At 48.0% G+C, this 21,907-nt stretch carries 17 protein-coding genes; 9 read left to right on the top strand and 8 right to left on the bottom strand.

Features of this window, described 5'->3' with window-relative positions; all coding sequences use genetic code 11:
• The first annotated feature begins 8 nt into the window (after window positions 1-8).
• On the top strand, window positions 9-983 hold the full coding sequence (gene dusA / locus JYJ62_RS00335; RefSeq protein WP_205340198.1) for a tRNA dihydrouridine(20/20a) synthase DusA: 975 nt from the start codon (window positions 9-11) through the stop codon (window positions 981-983).
• 83 nt (window positions 984-1,066) lie between these two features.
• Window positions 1,067-1,984 (top strand): transaldolase, encoded by a 918-nt coding sequence (tal, locus tag JYJ62_RS00330; RefSeq protein ID WP_205340197.1) that lies wholly within the window; start codon window positions 1,067-1,069, stop codon window positions 1,982-1,984.
• A 64-nt stretch (window positions 1,985-2,048) separates the two neighbouring features.
• Here the strand turns inward: tal and rssC are convergent, their stop codons facing one another.
• From rssC to JYJ62_RS00305, 5 genes are all read right to left on the bottom strand, one after another.
• On the bottom strand, window positions 2,049-2,537 hold the full coding sequence (gene rssC, locus JYJ62_RS00325; RefSeq protein WP_205340196.1) for an anti-sigma factor antagonist RssC: 489 nt from the start codon (window positions 2,535-2,537) through the stop codon (window positions 2,049-2,051).
• Window positions 2,534-3,343: a PP2C family protein-serine/threonine phosphatase gene (locus JYJ62_RS00320; protein WP_205340195.1), complete on the bottom strand. Its 810-nt coding sequence runs from the start codon at window positions 3,341-3,343 to the stop codon at window positions 2,534-2,536. Before JYJ62_RS00320 ends, rssC begins: the two co-directional genes overlap by 4 nt.
• A 150-nt stretch (window positions 3,344-3,493) precedes the next feature.
• Window positions 3,494-4,243 carry a VacJ family lipoprotein gene (locus JYJ62_RS00315; RefSeq protein WP_232365678.1) on the bottom strand — a complete coding sequence of 250 codons (750 nt, stop codon included), beginning with the start codon at window positions 4,241-4,243 and terminating at the stop codon, window positions 3,494-3,496.
• An 83-nt stretch (window positions 4,244-4,326) separates the two neighbouring features.
• Window positions 4,327-5,715 carry a cysteine--tRNA ligase gene (gene cysS / locus JYJ62_RS00310; protein WP_205340194.1) on the bottom strand — a complete coding sequence of 463 codons (1,389 nt, stop codon included), beginning with the start codon at window positions 5,713-5,715 and terminating at the stop codon, window positions 4,327-4,329.
• Between the two features lie 2 nt (window positions 5,716-5,717).
• Window positions 5,718-7,397 (bottom strand): glutamine--tRNA ligase/YqeY domain fusion protein, encoded by a 1,680-nt coding sequence (locus JYJ62_RS00305; RefSeq protein WP_205340193.1) that lies wholly within the window; start codon window positions 7,395-7,397, stop codon window positions 5,718-5,720.
• Between the two features lie 123 nt (window positions 7,398-7,520).
• Between JYJ62_RS00305 and JYJ62_RS00300 the strand changes: the two genes are divergently transcribed.
• Both JYJ62_RS00300 and JYJ62_RS00295 read left to right on the top strand, forming a co-directional pair.
• Window positions 7,521-8,015: a peptidylprolyl isomerase gene (locus JYJ62_RS00300; protein WP_205340192.1), complete on the top strand. Its 495-nt coding sequence runs from the start codon at window positions 7,521-7,523 to the stop codon at window positions 8,013-8,015.
• Window positions 8,012-8,743, top strand: a complete 732-nt coding sequence (locus JYJ62_RS00295) for a UDP-2,3-diacylglucosamine diphosphatase (protein ID WP_205340191.1) — start codon at window positions 8,012-8,014, stop codon at window positions 8,741-8,743. The genes JYJ62_RS00300 and JYJ62_RS00295 overlap by 4 nt, the downstream gene beginning before the upstream one ends.
• Here the strand turns inward: JYJ62_RS00295 and JYJ62_RS00290 are convergent.
• Window positions 8,740-9,381: a tRNA-(ms[2]io[6]A)-hydroxylase gene (locus JYJ62_RS00290; RefSeq protein ID WP_205340190.1), complete on the bottom strand. Its 642-nt coding sequence runs from the start codon at window positions 9,379-9,381 to the stop codon at window positions 8,740-8,742. The genes JYJ62_RS00295 and JYJ62_RS00290 overlap by 4 nt on opposite strands.
• Before the next feature lie 157 nt (window positions 9,382-9,538).
• Between JYJ62_RS00290 and JYJ62_RS00285 the strand changes: the two genes are divergently transcribed.
• The 3 genes from JYJ62_RS00285 (at window position 9,539) to JYJ62_RS00275 (ending at window position 14,460) form a co-directional block, all read left to right on the top strand.
• Window positions 9,539-10,399 (top strand): universal stress protein, encoded by an 861-nt coding sequence (locus JYJ62_RS00285; RefSeq protein ID WP_205340189.1) that lies wholly within the window; start codon window positions 9,539-9,541, stop codon window positions 10,397-10,399.
• A gap of 374 nt (window positions 10,400-10,773) precedes the next feature.
• Entirely contained in the window at window positions 10,774-13,383 is a 2,610-nt protein-coding gene (acnB, locus tag JYJ62_RS00280; RefSeq protein ID WP_205340188.1) for a bifunctional aconitate hydratase 2/2-methylisocitrate dehydratase, read from the top strand.
• 156 nt (window positions 13,384-13,539) lie between these two features.
• On the top strand, window positions 13,540-14,460 hold the full coding sequence (locus tag JYJ62_RS00275) for a ZIP family metal transporter (protein WP_205340187.1): 921 nt from the start codon (window positions 13,540-13,542) through the stop codon (window positions 14,458-14,460).
• A gap of 24 nt (window positions 14,461-14,484) precedes the next feature.
• Here the strand turns inward: JYJ62_RS00275 and JYJ62_RS00270 are convergent, their stop codons facing one another.
• Window positions 14,485-14,790 (bottom strand): DUF1883 domain-containing protein, encoded by a 306-nt coding sequence (locus JYJ62_RS00270; protein ID WP_205340186.1) that lies wholly within the window; start codon window positions 14,788-14,790, stop codon window positions 14,485-14,487.
• A gap of 234 nt (window positions 14,791-15,024) precedes the next feature.
• Between JYJ62_RS00270 and JYJ62_RS00265 the strand changes: the two genes are divergently transcribed.
• Window positions 15,025-16,167: an MFS transporter gene (locus tag JYJ62_RS00265; RefSeq protein WP_205340185.1), complete on the top strand. Its 1,143-nt coding sequence runs from the start codon at window positions 15,025-15,027 to the stop codon at window positions 16,165-16,167.
• 117 nt (window positions 16,168-16,284) lie between these two features.
• Entirely contained in the window at window positions 16,285-17,490 is a 1,206-nt protein-coding gene (gene alaC / locus JYJ62_RS00260) for an alanine transaminase (RefSeq protein ID WP_205340184.1), read from the top strand.
• A 325-nt stretch (window positions 17,491-17,815) separates the two neighbouring features.
• Here the strand turns inward: alaC and hrpA are convergent, their stop codons facing one another.
• A complete protein-coding gene (gene hrpA / locus JYJ62_RS00255; RefSeq protein ID WP_205340183.1) occupies window positions 17,816-21,727 on the bottom strand; it encodes an ATP-dependent RNA helicase HrpA in 3,912 nt (1,303 codons plus the stop codon).
• Window positions 21,728-21,907 lie beyond the last annotated feature (180 nt).

Here is a 21,907-nt window from a genome sequence, read left to right as displayed (position 1 = left end):
GAATATTAATGAATACCGTAAACCGCCGCTTCTCCGTTGCACCGATGATGGACTGGACCGATGCCCATTGTCGCTATTTCTTACGCTTGATTTCTAAACGGGCGCTGCTCTACAGCGAGATGGTGACGACTGGCGCCTTGATACATGGCGACAGTGCGAGATTCTTACGTCATGCAGACTGTGAGCACCCAGTCGCTTTACAGTTGGGTGGCAGCAACCCTGCAGACTTAGCGATCTGTACGAAAATGGCCGAGGTTGCAGGCTTTGATGAGGTCAACCTCAATGTTGGTTGCCCCAGTGATCGCGTGCAAAACAATATGATCGGCGCTTGCCTAATGGCGCATCCACAGCTGGTGACTGACTGCGTCAAGCATATGCAGGATGCGGTGCAGATTCCAGTGACGGTCAAGCACCGTATTGGTATCAACGGTCGTGACAGTTATGCAGAGCTGTGTGATTTTGTCGGCAGCGTGCAAGAAGCCGGTTGCACAAGTTTTACTGTGCACGCGCGCATTGCGATTTTGGAAGGCTTATCGCCCAAAGAAAACCGAGATATTCCGCCCTTGCGTTACGACATCGCCGCACAACTGAAAAAGGACTTCCCTGATTTAGAGTTGATCTTGAATGGCGGCATCAAAACGCTTGAGGAGTGCACTGAACATCTACAAACATTTGACGGGGTAATGATCGGTCGTGAGGCCTATCATAACCCGTGGCTGCTTAGTAAAGTCGATCATCAGCTATTCGGTGATGCGCAACTTGAGATCACTCGTACGTCTATTCTTGAGCAGTTACGCCCTTACCTCGTCGAACATATGGCTCAGGGCGGCAAAGCGCCACACATTACCCGTCACATCCTCGGTTTAGCGCAAGGCTTCCCCGGTGCTCGTCGTTTTCGCCAGCTGTTATCGGCAGATATCTACAAAACTGACGAGCCAATGCGCATTTATGACAAGGCTGTTGAAGGTCTTGAAGGACGTTAGTCACTTTTAAACAATTGCATCCAATTCCACGCTCAGTTATGTTCTATGTACTATTTTTTAGCCCCATATTGCAGCCGATTATTATGACTTCCAAACTTGAACAACTGAAACGCTTTACCACAGTCGTCGCTGATACTGGTGATCTGGATGCGATTGCTCGTTTACAGCCGGTCGACGCCACCACCAATCCGTCATTGCTGTTAAAAGCAGCCACCTTCCCGCGTTATGCACAGCTAATGACGCAGATTCAACATGAGTTTTCCGGCCAGCCACAAGTCGCCTGTGAGCAATTTGCCGTGGCCGTAGGCAGTGAAATCTTATCGTTGATTCCTGGACGAATCTCAACAGAAGTGGATGCTCGCTTGTCCTTCGATGAGCAAGCCAGCTATGACTATGCCCTGCGTTTAATTGATCGCTATGAGCAGCATGGTGTTGATCGTCAGCGTGTATTGATTAAAATTGCAGCGACCTGGGAAGGTATTCAAGCCGCGCGACGCTTAGAAAAACTCAATATCCAAACCAACTTAACCCTGCTGTTTTCTTTTGCTCAAGCGGCGGCCTGTGCCGATGCGGGAGTATTTTTAATATCACCTTTTGTCGGTCGTATTTACGACTGGTACAAAAAAGACAGCGGACGTGACTATATCGGCAGTGAAGATCCAGGGGTACAGTCTGTTTCGCGAATTTATAACTATTATAAAGGCAATAACTATCCAACCATTGTCATGGGCGCAAGCTTTCGTAATCTGGGACAAATTGAGGCGCTCGCGGGGTGCGATCGCCTCACCATCAGCCCTGAATTACTAGAGCAACTCAGCAATCAAGAGGGACCGCTAGAGCGTAAGCTGCACGACAACAGCCAAGGTGAAGATCGTGTCGCTGTTGATCAGGCAAGTTTCCGCTGGGCGCACAACGAGGATGCAATGGCCACCGAAAAGCTGGCGGAAGGTATCCGGGCATTTGCGCGTGACCAAGAAAAGTTAGAAAAGTTATTTAGCTAAATAATAGCGCTCTGCGAGGTTATTTTATTCATGGTCGGCGCGGAGCATTAATAGCTCAAGTACACTATGACGGTGTGCTTTCTAAGGCGCTGACCAAATCACGAAACTCATCGCGATTGGATTCATTGAGGCTCATCAAAATATGATGGGCTTCTAAGACACGCTCCTTAACCACCGCTTCCGACTGATCCTGCTCAGGCAAGTCATCCAAGCACTCAGGGCACGGTGTTGGCGTATGTACCAAGTTAAACACCTGATTAAAGCCCATTGAGTCCAGCACTCGACTGATATCGGGATTGGTACTGGCTAAAGTTGGCAGCATGCCAAATTTACGTCTGGATAAAATTGACAGTTTAGCCAACAAACCCAAGGTCGTACTGTCGATACTGATCACTTCAGTTAAATCAATCACGATTGACTTAAAAGAATGCGCTTTCAGAATTTTCTCAATTTTCTCATTTAGCGCAGAACAAAATGTTAAACGCACATCGCCCACACACTTTAAAACAAAGGTGTCGTTGTATTCAGCACACTGAATTTTACCATCACTCATGCAAGATTCCTGCTCAGCACCAGCATGGCGATATCATCAGGCATATTGCTGCAGTTAGCCAGCCCTAGACGCTCGACAATCTGTGCATAGTCACCCTGCGCGGCACTAATCAACTTGGGCAAAGCAGCTTCACGGGTAATTAGGTGCTTTTCTGGTAGCACCTCTAAAATCCCATCGGAAAATAAGCTCAAGCTAAACGCATCTGGCAATAACATCTGCTCATCGTTGTATTTTGCATGCTCAAACAAACCAACCGGTTGCCCCTTGCCGCGTAAAAACGCTGCGCGTCCAGCACTGTATAGAACAGGCGCAGGTAAATGCCCTGCCACACTCCAGAACAACAGATTTTGTACTGTATCAACAATCGCACAAATCAGCGTTACATGCCGATCAGAGTCATAGGTGAGCAGACGCTGATTGAGATAGGCCAACACCGTCGCTGGCGTCACAGGCGCATCTGAGCGGCTCGCATGCGCACCGAAAATGAACTCTCGGACAGTATTTTTCAGCAGCATACTAATCAGCGCAGAAGCCGTGCCATGCCCAGACACATCGGCGAGATAGAGCAATAAGCGACCATCAGGCAGAACAAAATAATCCAGCGAATCACCCGTCAAATACAACGCAGGAATCACACAGTGTGCAAAATCGATGCCTTGTGCTTGCCAAGGTGTCGTTGGCCGTATTTGTTGCTGCAGTTGTCGACCAGCAAGCTGGTCTTCTAGTAGTAAGGCATGCTGCTTCTGTAATAAAAGCAGCGCCTCAGATACAGTCTGATGACTGTTCTGTTGCGAAGTCGAATGCATGACTTATAAATCATTAATAGTGTTTAGCCGCAAAAGGTACTCTTATCGCCAGTCTGATTCAAGGGGTCTATGCCTTAGCCACACAAGACAACGCAGTAGAAAGCATCACCTTCTACTACGTAATAATTAAAACCAGCAATACAAAACAGCTTAAAAGTCGTCGACTACATTGCCATCAAGCACTTTAAACTCACGGTTTTGCAAATAAGCATTACGGATAAAACGGTACTTATCACCAGCAATCAAGCGTTCAGCCGAGAGCAAGCTGGCACGTGTATCAACGATATTGAGCCCATACATGCTGTTGCGTACAGGAACATCATTAATATAACGATAGGCACTGACATACGTATCGGTATAGAGGGAGGCAGTATCACGTACCGTACTAGGACCAAAAAACGGCAAGACTAGATACGGCCCACTTTTCACCCCCCAAGAACCTAATGTCTGACCAAAGTCTTCATCATTACGCTGTAAGCCCATTTTTGTCGCGACATCAAAAAAGCCTAACAAGCCAAAGCTGGTGTTAAAGAAAAAGCGCGCCGTATCTATGCCAGCATCATGCATCTTCAGCTGTAAAAGATTATTGGTAAGGTTACGTACTTCACCTAAATTACGAAAAACATTGTGCACACCATCCTCAACCACATCCGGGGTGACCTTCTGGTACCCCTTAGCTAAAGGTTTTAGTGCCCAGCGATCAAGGACATCATTGAAACGAAAAACAGCGCGGTTAGCCTGCTCCCAAGGGTCTTCTTTTTCACCAAAATCTTGCCAGATTTCATCATCTTGCGAGTAATCAGTCTCTTGCGCAAACGCCATACTGGGCAAGCTTAAGTAACCTGCGACCAGCGCAGTACTTAACATGCAACGCACAGACGTATTTAAAAACAGCTGCATACAACTCACCACTCATATTCAGATATATCGCCGCTCGTTGATGTTGCACACAGTAGAACTCTGTACAACATCAGCACCGCGTATTATTGATCAGCAAAACGCCAACCGGTTCCGTCTTTGCCATCTTCTAAGACGATGCCCAAAGCGGTCAATTCGTCACGTATACGGTCCGATTCAGCCCATTCTTTATTCTGCCGAGCAGCTAAACGTGCAGCAATCAGCGCTTCAACCTGTGTTGCATCAACACGCTTTTCCGAGCCTGCTTGTAAAAACGCATTAGGCTCAAGCTGCAAAATACCCAGCACAGCGCCCAACTCTCTCATGCGCGCAGCTAAACCGGCAGCAACAACTGGATCCTGACTATTTAAGCGATTCACTTCGCGTGCCATTTCAAACAGCACAGAGCAGGCTTCAGGGGCATTAAAGTCATCATCCATCGCTTTGTTAAAGCGCTCAACAAAAGCTTCACCACCGACTGCAGGTGCCGTTGCAACACTTTTCAGTGCTAAGTAAAAACGCTCCAATGCTGAACGCGCCTCGCGTAAATTATCTTCTGAATAATTTATCGGACTACGGTAATGACTGGCCACGAGCAAATAACGAACCACTTCTGGATGGTACTTTTCTAGAACATCACGAATGGTGAAAAAATTACCCAAGGATTTGGACATTTTCTCGCCATCAACCCGTACTGCACCGGCATGCATCCAAGTCGTTGCATACTGTTTACCGGTTGCCGCTTCACTCTGCGCAATTTCATTTTCATGGTGTGGAAAAACCAAGTCTGGACCACCACCATGAATGTCAAAACTGTCACCAAGGCAGCAGGTGGACATCACTGAACACTCAATGTGCCAGCCTGGACGGCCTGCGCCCCAAGGTGACTGCCAACTTGGCTCACCCGGCTTGGCAGCTTTCCACAGGACGAAATCCAGTGGATCTTCTTTAGCTTCATCTCTTTCGATGCGCGCACCGATTTTTAAATCGTTGATATTGCGACGTGATAATTTACCGTAGCCAACAAACTTGGCGACGCGGTAATAGACATCACCATTGTCCGCCGCATAAGCAAAACCTTTATCAATCAAGGTTTGGATCATTTTGAACATGCCGTCAATATGACCGGTGGCACGTGGTTCCTGATCAGGACGCAGGACATTTAAACGCGCTTCATCTTCATGCATGGCGGCAATCATGCGCTCAACCAACTGCTCAAATGGCTCGTTGTTTTCTTGCGCACGACGGATAATCTTGTCGTCAATATCAGTGATATTACGCACGTACGTGACGTCGTAGCCTCGGTGACGCAACCAGCGCGTGACCACATCAAACGCCACCATCACCCGCGCATGACCAATATGGCAGAAGTCATACACGGTCATACCACAAACATACATGCGCACATGGTTGTCGTTTAAGGGCTGTAATGGCTCTTTCTGTTTGGTTAGGGTGTTATAAATTGTTAAAGTCATGCTTACCCCCACGAGTCACGTAAAGTCACTGTACGGTTAAACACCAATGCCTCTGGCGTGCTGTCGCGGCTGTCGAGGCAGAAGTAGCCTTCACGTTCAAACTGAAAGCTGTCGCCGACCTGCGCTTGCAGCAACGAAGGTTCAGCACGGCACCCTTTTAATACGACGAGTGACTCTGGGTTGACGTTATCGAGGAAAGATTCGCTGGTTTCGCCATCTTCTCCTTTATCGGGGTTAGCAGTTTTAAATAGGCGGTCGTATAAACGCACTTCGCATTCAACGCTTTGCGCCGCAGGCACCCAGTGAATCACACCTTTAACTTTACGACCTTCTGGGTTTTTACCCAAGGTTTCTGGATCATACGAGCAACGTAACTCAACAATTTTACCATCAGCATCACGAATGGCTTCATCAGCACGAATCACATAGCTGCCGCGTAAACGTACTTCACCACCCGGCACCAAACGCTTATAGCCCTTTGGTGGCGTTTCTTCGTAGTCGCTGGCATCAATGTAGATTTCACGAGAAAACGGCAATTCACGCGTACCGATATCACGCTTAGGGTGACGTGGCAGTTGTAAGCTTTGCTCTTGCTCCTGCGGGTAGTTACTGATCACTACTTTAATCGGATTAAGCACGCACATTGCACGTGAGGCGTTGGTATCTAGATCTTCGCGGATGCAGAATTCCAACATGCCTAAATCAACAATGCCGCCGGCACGGTTAACACCGATCATGTCGCAGAAATTACGAATTGATGCGGAAGTATAACCACGACGACGGAAGCCGCTGATCGTCGACATGCGTGGATCATCCCAGCCCGTGACGTGCTTTTCATCGACTAACTGTTTCAATTTACGCTTGCTGGTTACCGTGTAGTTTAGGTTTAACCGCGCAAACTCATACTGACGAGGCTTGGCTGGAACCGGCAACTGCTCTAAAAACCACTCATACAATGGACGGTGATCCTCAAATTCCAAGGTACAGATCGAGTGGGTGATCAACTCGATCGCATCAGACTGGCCGTGAGTAAAATCATAACTTGGGTAGATGCACCATTTATCACCAGTTTGGTGGTGATGGGCATGACGAATACGGTACAGAATAGGATCACGCAGATTCATATTCGCTGAGGCCATATCAATCTTGGCACGCAGCGCACGGGCTCCATCAGGGAATTCACCGGCACGCATACGGGTTAACAGATCCAAGCTCTCGCTAACGCTGCGCTCACGGAAAGGACTGTTTTTACCAGGCTCAGTTAAGCTACCACGGTATTCACGGGCTTGTTCTGGCGATAAATCACAGACATAGGCTTTGCCCTGCTCAACCAAATAAACCGCCCATGCGTATAACTGCTCAAAGTAATCCGAGGCATAACGCACATCACCATCCCACTGAAAGCCCAACCAATTGACATCAGCTTTAATAGCTTCGATGTACTCTTGTTCTTCTTTCGCTGGATTGGTGTCATCAAAACGCAGATGGCAGACACCGCCGAGTTCTTTGGCTAAACCAAAGTTAAGGCAGATAGATTTAGCATGCCCAATATGCAAGTAACCGTTGGGTTCAGGTGGAAAGCGCGTAACAATACTACTGTGCTTACCTGACTCTAAATCAGCTGCAAGAATAGGACGAAGAAAGTTCGCGGCGACATTAACGGAAGAATCAGACGTGCTCATGGGCTCTTAAATACTCATTACTGGCTATTATGGGTAGGCTGGCTCAAATAAAGTGCTTATCATACCCGAACCTGCCACCTCTCTGACAGGTCTATGACTTTTTAGCTTCTATGGATCAAATTAATGATTAAATTACATACCAATCACGGCGTGATTACCTTAAAAATGTTTGCTGACAAAGCCCCTGAAACCGTAGCCAACTTTATTCAGTACGTTAAAGATGGCCATTATGACAACACCATCTTTCACCGTGTGATCAGCAACTTTATGATCCAAGGTGGTGGTTTTGACATCAATATGAAAGAACAAAAAACCCGTGACAGCATTAAAAACGAAGCCAACAACGGTGTTTCTAACAAGCTTGGCACCATCGCTATGGCGCGCACTATGGAACCGCATTCAGCGTCAGCACAGTTCTTTATTAACGTTAAAGACAACGACTTTCTTGATCACAGTGCACCGACCACTCAAGGTTGGGGCTACACCGTGTTTGGCGAAGTGGTTGACGGTATGGATGTGGTTGATGCGATTAAAAGCGTTGCTACTACCAGCAAAGGCGGCCATCAAGATGTACCACGTGACAATGTCATTATCGAAAAAGCAGAGATCGTTGAGTGATTTTACTGATTTCTGATTTGCACTTGCACGAGGAGCGCCCGGACATTACCGGCGCGTTCCTCGCGTTTCTTGAGCAACACGCTAAGCAGGCGCAAGCGCTGTATATTTTGGGTGATTTTTTTGAAGTGTGGATCGGTGATGATGCCATCACGCCCTTTCAACTCAAGATTGCCGAGGCACTCAGTGCAGTAGCTGCAACCGGTACTGATATTTATTTAATGCATGGCAACCGCGACTTTTTAATCGGTGACGGCTTTTGTGAGCTCGCCGACTGCCAGCTACTTGAGGACCCTAGCGTTGTGCAATTGGCCGGTGAAGCGGTGTTATTGATGCATGGCGACAGCTTATGCACCAGCGATCTTAGTTACATTCGTTTGCGAAGAGTTTTACGCAACCCTTTGATTTTATTAATTCTTCGCCATTTGCCCTTGCGTACTCGCCAGCGTTTAGCCGGTGATTTACGTCAAAAAAGCAAAACCAGTACGCGACTGAAAACATCAGACATCACTGATGTTAATCCAGACGAAGTGACCCGCGTGATGGCGCAACACAAGGTGCGCACATTAATTCACGGCCACACCCACCGCCCGGCAGTACACAACCTCACTGGACAAAAACAACGTATTGTTCTCGGTGATTGGGACAGTCAGGGCTGGTTTATTAAGGCCAGCAGCAACACACTCGAGTTACACGCATTAGCCTTTACTGACCCAACAGCGGCCGATTAAGCGCCCGCTGTACTCGTCAAAGGTCTAGGGTCGCCCAACAGCTTAGGCACGCCACTATGAAACCTAAACACCGTATCCTCAGTTAAAATCGCTTCACGCTCGACGTTAGCAAAAAACGCGATACGCTCTTCAATAGAGTGCTTAGCGTAGAGCTGCGCCATACGCAAATAGCCCTCAAAATGCCGTGATTCCGACTTTAATAGCGAGCTATAAAAGCGGCCCAACTCCTCATCTAAATACGGTGCTAAACGGTAAAAACGCTCGCAGGATCGCGCTTCAATAAAAGCTAAGACAATCAAGTTATCGATTAACTTAGCAGGCTCTTGACTGGCAATGTGTTTGTGCAAGCGCTGCGCATAGCTGGAAGGACTGAGCTGACGATAACGCATACCGCGTTTTTTCATAATGGCCGTCACTTGCTCAAAATGACGCAACTCCTCGCGCGCTAAACGCGATAGATACTGTTGTAACTCTTCACGCTCAGCATAACGAAACATCAGACTTAACGCTGTGCCCGCGGCCTTCTTCTCGCAATTGGCGTGATCAAGCAATAGCTCTTCAGGGTGTTCGAGCGCACACTCAATCCAACTTTGTGGTGTTTGGCACTGTAAAAAAGCTTCAATTTCAGGTATTAACATAGACAAGTACTAAAGGCTGTGATGATTGTGCTCTATTATACGGAGCACCACTAGAACAGCCAGTCTTGTTCGTTGATAGGTATCAATACCAGCCAGCAAATAAAGCTGTCATGCTAATCAAGACAGGTTTTATATTCTAAAAAACAGGGAGAGACACATGCAAGCCATCCGTAGCATCTTGGTGGTTATGACCCCCAACCAACCAGAAGGGTTAGCACTAAAACGTGCCAAGTTAATTGCCGGAGTGACTCACTCACGCCTGCATTTACTGGTTTGTGACAAGCGCGGCGAGCACAGCCAATACTTAGCCGACGCAGCGCGCGAGCTAGAAGAGGACGGCTACGATGTCACTACTCAGCAAGCGTGGCACCAAACCTTTCATGAAACCATTATTCAAGTTCAACAAGCTGAAAGCTGTGGCTTAGTGGTTAAACAACACTTCCCTGAGAATCCACTTAAGCGTGCATTGCTCACCCCAGATGACTGGAAGTTACTGCGTTATTGCCCTAGCCCAGTACTGATCGCAAAAACCAACCGTCCTTGGACTGAAGGCACTGTTCTAGTGGCAGTCGATGTGGGTAATAGCAGCGCGGAACACAAAGCGCTACACGCCAGCTTAATCAGTAATGCTTTTGAAGTGGCGTCCATCGCCAAAGCAACCCTGCATGTCTTTACTGCACATCCATCACCGATGTTGTCGGCCTCTGATCCAACTTTCCAGCTGCGCGAAACCATCGAAGCGCGCTACCGCGAAGAATGTGCAAACTTTGTTAAAGAGTTTGAACTGGAAGAGGGTCAAATGCATATCAAAGAAGGACCTGCCGACGTTTTGATTCCAGAAATGGCTAAAGAGCTGGATGCCGTCGTCACTGTGATTGGTACTGTGGCACGCACCGGTTTATCCGGCGCACTGATTGGCAATACAGCTGAAGTGGTTCTCGATGCTGTTGAAACCGATGTACTGGTGTTGAAACCAGAACACGTTATGCGGCACCTAGAAAGCCAGCTTGAAGGTTAAGCAGTGATCCAAGAGCCGTTCAAAGTATTTTTGAACGGCTCTTTATTATCTGCACGCCTTAGCACGATAGCTGACTAAATAACGTAAAAATGATGTTAGCCCATGGTCTAACATATAAAACCCCATGTAAAACCATGAATGCCTCTTAACTTTTTAGCGCTTGTGGCTTAGAATAAGGCCGCCATTTTAGGCGTTCACGTCCAAAATCGAGGCTGTTTTCAAAGCGTGTAGAGTTTTACTCTTACCGCTGCAGCGTAAATAGTAATGATAAAAACTCAGCACTAGTCTGATTACGCGTGCCTGCAACACTTTGAAAACAGCTTCTGGATAAGCGCCCCTTCCTGTTTGGGGGCCAATGATGAGGATATAATACTGTGCTTGAAGCCTACCGCAAACACGTAGCAGAACGCGCTGAACAGGGCATTGTCCCGCAGCCACTGACTAGCGAACAAACCACTGGTTTAGTTGAGTTACTGAAAAACCCACCTGCTGGTGAAGAAGCTTTCCTATTAGAACTGATCACTGATCGCGTTCCTGCTGGTGTTGACGAAGCCGCTTATGTTAAAGCAGGTTTCTTAACAGCCATTGCCAACGGTGAAGCCACTTCACCGCTAATCGATAAAGCACAAGCTGTTAAATTGTTGGGCACCATGCAAGGTGGCTACAACATTGAAACTCTGGTTGCTTTATTAGACAACGCGGAGTTATCTGAATTAGCAGCCGCTGAACTGAAACACACTCTGCTGATGTTTGACGCGTTCCATGACGTTGCTGAAAAAGCTAAAGCAGGCAATGCCAATGCTAAAGCAGTGATGCAATCATGGGCTGACGGCGAGTGGTTCAAAGCCCGCCCAGCGCTAGAAGAAAAAATCACTTTAAGCGTGTTCAAAGTCACTGGTGAAACCAACACTGATGACCTGTCACCTGCACCTGATGCATGGTCACGTCCAGACATTCCTTTGCACGCATTAGCGATGCTGAAAATGGAGCGTGATGGTATTAATCCAGACGTTGCAGGTTCAGTCGGCCCAATCAAGCAAATGGAAGCACTGAAAGCTCAAGGCTTCCCAGTTGCCTACGTTGGTGATGTTGTGGGTACCGGTTCTTCACGTAAATCAGCCACCAACTCTGTGCTGTGGTTCTTCGGTGACGATATCCCGAACGTACCTAACAAGCGCGCTGGCGGTTTCTGCTTCGGTACTAAGATTGCACCAATCTTCTACAACACCATGGAAGATGCGGGCGCTCTGCCAATCGAATTTGATTGCACAGACCTTAACATGGGCGACGTGATTGACGTTTATCCATACAAAGGTGAAGTACGTCGTCACGACAACAATGAAGTTGTGACTACTTTTGAATTGAAAACTGACGTTCTGCTTGATGAAGTACGTGCCGGTGGCCGTATTCCATTGATCATTGGCCGTGGTTTAACTGACAAAGCACGTGCTGAACTTGGCATGGGCCCAGCAGATTTGTTCAAAACCCCTGTTGCTCCAGCTGATAGCGGTAAAGGTTTCACCTTAGCGCAGAAAATGGTGGGTCGCGCGTGTGGTTTAGCAGAAGGTCAAGGTGTACGCCCTGGCACTTACTGTGAGCCGAAAATGACCACTGTTGGTTCACAAGACACTACTGGTCCTATGACCCGTGACGAGTTGAAAGACTTGGCGTGCTTGGGCTTCTCTGCTGACCTCGTGATGCAGTCGTTCTGCCACACTGCAGCCTACCCAAAACCAATTGACGAAATTACCCACCACACATTGCCTGACTTCATCATGAACCGTGGTGGTGTATCACTGCGTCCAGGCGACGGTATCATCCACAGCTGGTTGAACCGTATGTTGCTGCCTGACACCGTTGGTACCGGTGGTGACTCACACACCCGTTTCCCAATGGGTATTTCTTTCCCAGCAGGTTCAGGTCTAGTTGCCTTCGCCGCAGCCACTGGTGTAATGCCATTGGATATGCCTGAATCAGTACTGGTTCGTTTTAAAGGTAAAATGAACCCAGGTATCACTTTACGTGACCTTGTTCATGCGATTCCTTACTACGCCATTAAAGAAGGTCACCTGACCGTTGAGAAAAAAGGCAAGAAGAACATCTTCTCTGGCCGTATTCTTGAAATCGAAGGTCTGACCGGCCTAACTGTTGAGCAAGCGTTTGAATTATCTGACGCTTCTGCTGAGCGTTCTGCTGCAGGTTGCACCATCAAACTGCCAGAAGACGTGATTGCTGAATACCTGAAATCCAACATCACCCTGCTACGTTGGATGATTGGTGAAGGTTACGGTGACGCACGTACTATTGAGCGTCGTGCACAAGCGATGGAGGCATGGTTAGCCAAGCCTGAGCTGTTAACAGCTGATGCTGATGCTGAGTACGCAACCATCATCGAAATCGATATGGCTGACATTAAAGAGCCTATCCTTTGCGCACCAAACGACCCAGACGATGCTCGTTTACTGTCTGACGTTCAAGGCCGTAAAATTGACGAAGTGTTCATCGGTTCGTGCATGACTAACATCGGTCACTTCCGCGCGGCAGGTAAACTGCTACAGAAAGTTGAAGGCACTATGCCAACACGTCTGTGGTTAGCACCACCAACCCGTATGGATCAGTACCAACTGACCGAAGAAGGTTACTACGACATCTTCAACAAAGCAGGCGCGCGCATGGAAATGCCAGGCTGCTCACTGTGCATGGGTAACCAAGCACGTGTTGAAACAGGCGCGACTGTCGTGTCGACTTCTACGCGTAACTTCCCGAACCGTTTAGGTGATAACACTGATGTATTCTTGGCATCTGCTGAGCTTGCATCAGTCGCCTCTATCATTGGTAAATTACCAACGGTTGAAGAGTACATGGTGTACGCGAAAGACATCGACAGCATGGCGAGCGATGTGTATCGCTACCTCAGCTTCGACGAAATTGCCTCTTACAAAGAAGCTGCCGCGAAAGCGTCAATTCCTGTATTAGCCGTGTAATTTAGCGTCGTTTGCAACACTGAATGCCCCGCCTCGTGCGGGGCATTTTTATTTATACGCATTTTCCAGCGCTATCCCCACTCAATACTGGCTTGACCCTCTGTTCTATCAGCGTGCAGTTTCGTACACTCAAGCTCTGTTTAAGAGGTGGCGACAATGGCGACAACTGATAAAGCACAGCAAGAACTCTTCCGAGCATGGCAAGCACAAGCCCGCAACCGACCTTGGCTCGCTCTAAGTTTTGCCGGCTGTTTGCTATTGGTTTTGATATTATTACTGATCACAACCTATCAGGGCTTACACCTTGATAACTTTCACTATGCTATTAGCGGTGGCATGGCTGGCTTGATTGCGACAACAGTCGGCGCCCTACTGATTTTCTTTACTCACGGTATTAGCGTACGCACGCAAGACAGTCTACTGGGCTTTGCCGCAGGGATGATGCTAGCTGCCAGCGCTTTCTCGTTAATTTTACCGGGTATTGAAGCAGCACAAGAGATTTTAGATCAGCGCTTTTTAGCCGCTGCGATTGTGGTGTTAGGCTTAGGCTTGGGCACTATAATGATGCTGGGTTTAGACTATTTCACTCCTCACGAGCAGGCCAGCGAAGCCCTGTCTGGCGCAGAGTTTCAGCGTCTTAGTGGGATTTGGTTATTTGTTTTTGCGATTGCCCTGCATAATCTGCCAGAAGGTATGGCGATCGGCATTTCATTTACCCACGGCGACTTGCAAATAGGTCTGCCACTGACCTTAGCCATCGCTATTCAAGATATCCCTGAAGGCTTTGCTGTGGCCTTAGCGTTACGCAGTGCTGGGTTAAGCAGCACTAAAGCTTTTTTAATTGGCACAGCCACAGGTGTGCTGGAGCCGATTGGCGCAATACTGGGTTTTGCTATGTCGAGTAGTCTGGCTTTAGCTTACCCACTGAGTATGGGTTTAGCGGCAGGCGCGATGATTTTTGTGGTTTGTCACGAAGTGATTCCAGAAACTCACCGCAATGGCTACCAAGCCGCAGCAACATCTGGACTGATGGCAGGCTTTGCGGTGATGATGTTTTTGGATACTGCGCTGGGCTAGAACAAACCAGCGCACAAGAGATATTTATCGTGGTAGCAGATTATCTTTGTTACGAACGATTTTAATTTTATGAGTAAAGGCCGGCTTGCGTGTGACGCTGACAGCACGGCGAGTCACCGTATCTAAAGTGATATTCCAATAACCCGTACTGGGCACTTTAATCTTCGCAGGAAAATCTTCAAACGCACCACCATGGTAGGTATGGCGGCCGCCATTTTTAAAGCTGCGAAAATTCGCGTCACTCATCAGACGGATATTGCAGGTTTGCGAGCATTGAATAATAACAGTATCGCCTTCTTTCAAATACTCACGCTGGTGGATAAACTTCATAATACTCATCACAAAACAATAATTTGCAGGTAATATACCACGTTCCAAACCACGAACTTATATTTCTCTTGCTCTGTCCCCAGCAATGTAAAGTACTGAACTGATAAACACTATGCATCGACTTACCGCTCTGCAGCATGCTTGGCAATTGTGCAGTTTTGATCACGGCATACTGCACCTGTGGTAATCGCACTCTTAGAAAAAACCTTCCATTTTTTTAAGAGTTGAACAGCTATGTTTACTGCACACAAAAGTAACGATTTGCAAATTTTAAATATTCTCGCTTCACGTGTTGGCTTTTTTATCGCCGGTCTCGGTTTGTCAATTTGGGCGCCGTTAGTACCTTATGTACGTTTACATATTCCCATGACCGACGCCACCTTTGGCTTGATGCTGCTATGTATCGGTGTCGGCTCACTGTGTTGCATGCCATTATCCGCAGTCTTAACCAGCCGCTTTAATATTCGCCAATGCTTGCTAACCGCCACTTTAATTTTATTAGCGACGTTACTGCTAATGGCAACTGCTACGTCATTGTCGCTATTGGGGCTGGCATTATTTTTATTTGGTGGCAGCCTTGGCGTGCTGGATATTGTTCTTAACATCCAAGGTTTAAGTATCGAAAATCGCATCAATCGCCGCATGATGTCAAACTTTCACGGCATGTTTAGCCTTGGTACTATTTTCGGCTCTGCATTGATGATTATTCTACTGATGTTAGGCTTCTCCGCTATTATCAGCACGTTGCTAGTCGTTTTACTGATGCTAATGCTGAGCCTATATGCCGCCCAAGGTTATTTAAGCGAGCGCACTCTGCGTAGCACAGACGCATTTGTTTGGCCCAACGGCTGGATCTTATTAGTCGGCTTAATGTGCTTTATTGTCTACCTTGCTGAAGGTGCTATTTTAGATTGGAGTGCTTTATTCTTAATCCAAGATAAACAGATTGCCACCGCGCAAGCAGGCCTCGGTTATGCAAGTTTTGCAGTGATGGTCACCATCGGTCGCTTTTTAGGCGATGCCTTAGTTGAGCTTTTTGGCCGTGTACGTATTATTGTTTGTGGTGGCTTACTCGCTTCTGCAGGTATTCTATTAAGCATTATCACAACACATTGGGAAGTTGCTCTAGTCGGTTATGCGCTATGCGGTCTAGGTTGCGCCAATGTCTCGCCCGTGCTGATTTCCTCACTAAGCAAGCAAACCCATATGCCCACCCACCTTGCCATCACAGCAGCCACCACCATTGGTTTTGCGGGTGTCTTAGTCGGTCCTGCGATGATGGGCGCAGTCGCTCATTACAGCTCGCTAAGTGCCGCTTTTGCTGTTTTGGCGGCTGCTTTATTACTGGTCGCTGCGTATGGCCCGCGCTTTCGCTAAAGGTTTATCCAGCCCACTTGAACTTCATAACAACTGAGCGTATTTTTGTACGCTTGACTCACGCATGAGTCGACGTCGCTCAGACGGTTCTGGGCGCTTACGTTTATAGAGGCTTACATGACTGACACTCGTCCACCCCGGCGCTTTTCGCGCATTGATCGCTTGCCACCATATGTTTTCAATATCACCGCTGAATTAAAGATGGCTGCACGCCGTCGCGGTGAGGATATTATTGACTTCAGCATGGGCAATCCCGATGGCGCAACACCGCCGCATATCGTGGAAAAACTGGTGCAAGTCGCACAACGCGAAGATACCCATGGTTACTCGACGTCACGCGGCATTCCGCGTCTGCGTCGGGCAATTACCAACTGGTATAAAAAACGCTATGCGGTTGATCTCGACCCAGAGACTGAGGCGATTGTTACTATTGGCTCGAAAGAAGGTCTGGCGCACTTAATGCTCGCCACCTTAGATCAAGGCGATATGGTCTTGGTACCCAATCCCAGCTACCCGATTCATATCTACGGCGCAGTGATCGCCGGTGCACAAGTACGCTCAGTACCGCTGATTCCCGGCGTGGATTTTTTCGTGGAACTGGAGAAAGCGATTCGCGAATCAATACCTAAACCAAAAATGATCATTCTGGGGTTTCCCTCTAATCCCACCGCACAATGTGTCGAACTGGATTTCTTTGAACGGGTGGTCGCCCTCGCTCGCGAGCACAATATTATTGTGATTCACGACTTGGCCTACGCCGATATCGTCTATGACGGTTGGAAAGCTCCTTCAATTATGCAAGTGGAAGGCGCGCGTGATGTTGCGGTGGAGTTCTTTACTTTATCGAAAAGTTACAATATGGCCGGCTGGCGGATTGGTTTTATGGTGGGCAACCACGAACTGGTTAACGCTTTAGCGCGAATCAAAAGCTATCACGACTACGGCACCTTCACCCCGCTGCAAGTGGCTGCGATTGCAGCACTGGAAGGCGATCAACAATGCGTGCTGGATATTGCTGAGAAATACCGTCAGCGCCGCAATGTTATGGTTAAAGGTTTACATGAAATCGGCTGGATGGTCGAAAACCCAAAAGCCTCGATGTATATCTGGGCGAAAATTCCTGAAGCCTATGCACACCTAGGTTCATTGGAGTTTTCTAAAAAATTACTGGCTGAGGCTAAAATTAGCGTCTCACCAGGTATTGGTTTTGGTGAATACGGCGATGATTATGTACGCTTTGCTCTGATCGAAAACCTCGATCGCTCGCGCCAAGCGCTGCGTGGTATTAAAGCCATGTTCCGTACTGACGGCTTACTCGAGTAAATCAGCTGAGCTATCGCGAGCAATCAACTCGCGATAGCTCGCTAGAAACACAATAGAGATTCACACAACGCCAATCATTTTATTTGCTAAAACGGTTTATGTAGAAGATAAGGTTTTAGACATTCGAGGATTATTTTTTTAAACAATATAGCTGTATGATGGTTTAAAATAGTCGTTAAGCAAAGGTACTGTACTGACAGAAAAATCATCACAAACGATGTATTAGCCTAAGCTTGTTGTATTCAAGCTGCCGTCATTCGCGATAAAAGCTGCTTATTTTTGCGCCTATACCCTTGCCTAGTTGGGCTCGAATACAGGCGCAAAACTAATCCTCAACTAAGCTCCACTGCTTACTTAGACGCTTATCCGACACGGGTACTTTGGTGCCCAGCTGCTGGGCAAAGAGTGACACTCGATACTCTTCTAGCATCCAGCGATATAAGCTCAAAGCCTCATCGTATTTGCCTTCTTGCTTATGCTTATTTTCACGCTTGTTGAGCTTATCTAAGTAGCTGCTTAACTCGACAGTCCAAACCCTATCCTGCTGCACTTGACTGGGTAATTTATCTAAACGTTGTTCAATCGCCTTTAAAAAACGCGGATACTCTTGCAACCAAACCGCTGGTGTATCACGGACAAAACCTGCATACAGCAAGCTGGCCAGCTGAGCTTTAATATCATTCAATGCAACTGCCATCGATAAATCAATACGCCCTTTTAAACGTTTTTTAATTTCATGCCAGCGTTGTAAAACGATCAATACCGTCTTCGCTAAATGCTCAGCCACCGCTACAAACTCGCCGCGCTTAGACTCAGCCAATTGAGCAACAGCTTGCGCATCACGTGGCAAGACCTTTAGATCCTGCAACATGCACCGATCGACAGCAGCCAAGAGAATATCTTCAGTCAGCGCCTCTACTCGACCTAAATCGCGGTACAGCAGCGACATTTCGGTGAGCCCTGGCAAACGGCTGCGCAAATACTTAGCCGGTTCGGCAACCTGTTGCAACAATAAACGCTGCAGCGCACGGCGATGTTCTTGGTCAGCTTGCTGCTGAGTAGAAAAACGGCCTTCTTGCACCTCACCCGCGTTGTCGACCAAGGCCGGATAGACCGTCATCGCCATACCCGCAACTTTATGTGTACTTTGCGCCTGCACAGTAAAGCTGTCACTGGCTACGGTATGTGGCGTCGCTTTACTCTGCTGCAGTTCAGACAACGCTTGCTGGCTAGCACCGGCAAAGCGACTACGCAACTCGGCCAGATCACGACCTTCGCCCAAACGTTTGCCGTCGGCATCGACCACCTCGATATTCATCTGCAAGTGCTCGTCCAGCTGTTCAACCGCCTGCTGCCATAATTCTTCACTGACACGCACGCCGGTCATACGTAATAATTGCTGACCCAGCGTTTCAGTCAGCGATCCTTGCGCAAATGGCATACCCTCTAAAGCCGCACCAATAAAATCAGGCACTGGGACAAAATTTTTACGCACGGCTTTTGGTAACTCGCGTACCAGCGCAATACAACGTGTCGTCAGCATACCCGGCACCAGCCACTGCAACAGTGATTCTGGAATTTGCGCCAGCAGCGGTGCTGGAATAGTTACGGTTACGCCGTCGCGCGAATGCCCTGGTTCAAAGTGATAGCTGAGAGGCAACTGAATACCCTGCCACTCTAAAACATCAGGATACTGATTGGCGGTGACCTCGGTCGCTTCACGCGCCAGCACATCCGCTTCAGTCATCAGTAAAAGTTGCGGATCACTTTCGCAGCTGCGCTTATACCAACGATCAAAGCTAGCGGTTTGGTAAATGTCGGCAGGAATATGTTGAGCGTAATAACTAAACAGGGTTTCCTCATCGGCTAAAATATCGCGACGACGCGCTTTTGCTTCGAGTTTATCGAGGGTTTTTAATAACTCTCGGTTGGCCTGTAAGCAATGTGCACGACTGAGGATTTCATTGGCCACCAACCCTTCACGGATAAAAGTTTCTCGGCTCAGGACTGGATCAATCGGTCCGTAATGCACGGCGCGACGACCGATAATAATCAAGCCATACAAACTGATTTGTTCATAAGCGACAACTTGACCACGACGCTTTTCCCAGTGTGGCTCAAGATGAGTACGCTTGAGTAAATGCTCAGCCAGTTGCTCGGCCCACTCCGGCTCAATTTTTGCCACGAGTCGGGCAAACAACTTTGTCGTTTCGACCAGTTCTGCGGCCATCAGCCATTGTGGACGCTTACGCCCTAAGGTGCTGGACGGGTGAATATGAAAACGGCGCTGCCGTGCCCCTAAGAAATCATTCTCCTCGGTCTTCTGCCCGATTTGACTGAGCAAGCCGGTCAACAAGGCCTTATGTAACTGCGCGTAATCACTCGGTTGCTGATTAAACGGCAACTGCAGCTCGCGGCAAATCAAAGTCAGCTGACGATGGGCATCACGCCATTCACGCATACGTAAATAATTAAGGAAATGCGTACGACACCAACGGCGCACACCGGAACTACCTAAGGCTAAACGCTGCTCTTCAAAACTGCGCCAAATGTTGATCAACACGGCAAAATCAGAATCGGGGTCTTTCCACTGCGCGTGTGCTTGATCGGCCGCTTGCTGCTTATCGGCGGGACGCTCACGGGCATCTTGGATGGATAAGGCACTGGCAACAATTAGCATTTCGCGCAAACTGCCTTGCTCGGCAGCGGCCAACAACATTCGTCCAACCCGAGGGTCAATCGGTAAACGCGCCAGCTGTTTACCCAAAGGGGTCAGAAGACTGTCACGATCAACCGCACTGAGTTCTTGCAGGACATTAAAACCATCGCTGATGGCTTTGCCTTCGGGCGGCTCAATAAAAGGAAAATCCTCAATGGCGCCGAGACGCAAATGCAACATCTGCAAAATCACCGCAGCCAAGTTAGTACGCAAAATCTCCGGATCGGTAAACTCTGGACGGCCTAAATAATCGGCTTCACTGTACAGGCGAATACAAATCCCTGCTTCTACGCGCCCGCAACGACCTTGACGCTGATTGGCACTGGCACGTGAGATCGCTTCAATTGGTAGACGCTGGATTTTCGCCCGATAACTGTAACGACTGATGCGCGCGGTACCGCTATCAATCACATAACGAATACCCGGTACCGTTAACGAAGTTTCGGCAACGTTAGTCGCCAGAATCACTTTGCGTGCAGGACTGCTTTGGAAGATTTTCTGCTGCTCGCTGGGCGACAAACGCGCATACAGCGGTAAGATTTCGGTATGTTTAAGCTGGGCTTTGCGCAAGACTTCCGCGCAATCACGAATCTCACGCTCACCGGGTAAAAACACTAAGACATCGCCGGGTAAGCGTTTTTCACTGCGCTCATGTTCAGCAATATCTATTAAGCTATTGAGAATGCCTTGATCAACGCTGAGGTCTTCCTCAACTGAGTTGCCATCTTCATCTTGCGTTGCCACCAAAGGTCGATACCACGTATCCACCGGATAGGTGCGCCCAGAGACTTCAATAATTGGTGCATTATCAAAATGCTTAGAAAAACGCTCTAAATCAATCGTCGCTGAAGTAATGATGACTTTAAGATCAGGACGGCGCGGTAAAATTTGTTTGATATAACCCAATAAGAAATCAATATTGAGACTGCGCTCATGCGCCTCATCAATAATGATCGTATCGTAACGCTGCAAAAACCGATCACGTCCGGTTTCCGCCAACAAGATACCGTCCGTCATTAACTTAATCAGCGTGCGCTCATGGCTCTGATCTTCATAGCGTACTTGATAACCCACTAACTCACCCAGTGGCGTGGCCAACTCTTCAGCAATCCGAGCGGCGACACTGCGCGCGGCTAAACGTCTTGGCTGAGTATGACCAATCAAGCCTTGAGTACCGCGTCCCAGCTCTAAACAGAGCTTAGGCAACTGTGTGGTTTTACCCGACCCCGTCTCACCCGCAATAATCAACACCTGATGTTTATTCAGAGCGTCTTTAATATCTTCACGGCGCTCAGCAATCGGCAAGCTATCATCGTAGCGGATACTGGGAATGCTTAAGCGACGATTGACGACCTGAGAGCAGGATTTCTCGAGATCCTGTTGCCATTGCAGCAATTGCTGTTCATGCTCTGGTGTTTTTAGTAAAGCCAATAATCGCCGACGTAAGCGGTACTGATCAACGCTCATGGCGTGTTTAATCTGTGCAAGTAATGCGTGCTGGGTGTGTTGTTTGCTCATTAACGACTAATACATATCTAAATCAGAGCCGACTATTGTCGCAGATTCACAGTGCATTTGCTGGCCAATTGGTATAACGCCAACGCCTATTCACTCTGAGAGCTTGTATACTCAGAAACATATTGTCCGCTTATCCGCTTGCTTGCCTTGCTGCTGGCAGCCGTATTACAAGGATCTAAT

Source organism: Denitrificimonas caeni, assembly GCF_905120345.1.
Taxonomy (GTDB): domain Bacteria; phylum Pseudomonadota; class Gammaproteobacteria; order Pseudomonadales; family Pseudomonadaceae; genus Denitrificimonas; species Denitrificimonas caeni_A.
The sequence above is the reverse complement of the archived record's forward strand: the minus strand, read 5'-3'. Positions and strand labels throughout refer to the sequence as shown.